This is a genomic window from Streptomyces sp. NPDC001002 (assembly GCF_053599215.1).
In genome coordinates, this window is sequence record NZ_JBSFLV010000309.1 from 1 (window position 1) to 1,752 (window position 1,752).

Below are 1,752 nucleotides of genomic sequence, written 5' to 3' on the forward strand. Positions count from 1 at the left end.
ACGACAAGGCGCTGCCCGTGCAGGCGTACCACAAGCTGCTGGTCTGGGACATCATGAAGAAACCCCTCGCCACCCGGGTCGCCGAACAGGCGCCGGTCAGCCGACCGGCACGGCCTTCAGCGCGTCATGAATCCGCAGGTCAGCGAGGTGGCGGCGGCGAGGGCGACGACGTGGCGCCGGCGGCCGGACGGACGCGTTCCGAGTAAACGCAGACGACTTCGACACGAGACGCCGCGTTCATTCGTCTGAAACGTCTGTACCGCCTCATATCGGCTAACCCGCTGGCTTCACGGGGATGGCTCGATCTGGTGCAAGGCGGGTGGTCGTGTGCGTGCGAGGCGCGGGCTGCGTGTGCTGTCGGTCTACGAGGGTTTCTTCTCCGGAGGAGCCCGGATCGTGCACAGCGATGTGCTGTTGGGACTGGTGGAGGGTAGTCAGCAGTGGCATCGGGTGCTGAGTCTGCACGGTGAGGTGCACCGGGAGGCGACGACCCAGCGGATGGAGGACGACGCCTGTTACCGGTCACTGACGGCCGGCGGGATCGACGTCACCTCGCTCGGCCGCAGCGCCGGGCTGGTCGACGGCACCGTCGCCGCGTCCGTGTTCACCGGACCCGAACTGGCCGACACCGCGAGGGCGATGGCCGGCGCGGACGTCATCCTCTCCCTCAAGGAGCAGCCGCTCGCGCTGCTCAACCAGGCGGGCCTGCCGCGCCGCCCGGTGGTGGTGTGCCTGCACCGCTCCGACCCGGAGAACCAGGGCCCCGCCCTGGACGAGCTCAAGACCGCCATCGACGAGGGCAAGGTCGTGGCCTGCGTCTGCTGCGCCGAATCGACCCGCGACGCCTACGAGGCCGCCGGCATCCCCGCCGACCTCCTGCACGTCATCCCCAACGGCGTCGACCTCCTGCGCTTCCGCCCCGACCCGGCCGCGCGACTCGCCTTCCGCGCCTCGCTCGGCATCCCCGCCACGGCCCCGGTCGTCGTCTTCGCCGCCCGCTACGCCCAGATGAAGAACGTCTCCCTCTTCCTGCGGGCCGCCCGCGCCTGGCTGGCCCGCGAGGGCGGCGGCCACGTCGTGATGTGCGGCGCCGGCATGACCGACACCAACCCCGCCCTCTGGGCCGACATGGAGATCGCCTTCGGCGACGACCGGGCCGCCCTCGGCGACCGGGTCCACCTGCTCGGCGTACGGCACGACATGGAGAGCGTGTACGCCGGTTCCGACGTCGTCGCCCTCACCTCGTCCTCCGGTGAGGCGGCCCCGCTGTGCCTCATCGAGGGCATGATGTGCGGCGCGGTCCCGGTCACCACGGACGTCGGCGACAGCGCGTCCATCGTCGCGGGCCACGGCTTCGTCACCCCCTTCGACCCCGACGCGATCGCCTACGCCTGGTCCGCCGCGGTCACCGACCGAGCAACCCTCTCCGACGCCCTCGCCGCCGGCCGCGAACGCTTCAGCCGTACGCGCATGATCGCCGCGTACGCCGACCTGCTGGACCACGTGGTCCACGACGTCCACGACGAACTGAGCCCGGAACTGGGCTGATCCACCGGCGAGTTCGCCCTCCTGGCGACGCGCACATGAGGAGGGGCCGCCGGTCCCCCTTAGGGCCTGTCCGGCGGATCATGTCGGCGTCGCGGGGTCTGGCACGCACATCTGCGGCGTTGTCGTCGGTCGCCGACGCTCCGCGTCGGCTCCCTCCTCCGCCTTGCAGCTGCACGCACCAGACCCCGCTCGGCTCGGCCAAGA

The 1,752-nt window shown here is 71.1% G+C and carries 1 protein-coding gene and 1 pseudogene; both read left to right on the top strand.

What is annotated here, in order from left to right; all coding sequences use genetic code 11:
• Positions 1 to 206, top strand: a pseudogene (locus tag ACWDR3_RS47730) (SAM-dependent methyltransferase); the annotation flags it as partial.
• A gap of 145 nt (positions 207 to 351) precedes the next feature.
• Entirely contained in the window at positions 352 to 1,548 is a 1,197-nt protein-coding gene (locus tag ACWDR3_RS47735; RefSeq protein WP_450358944.1) for a glycosyltransferase, read from the top strand.
• Positions 1,549 to 1,752 lie beyond the last annotated feature (204 nt).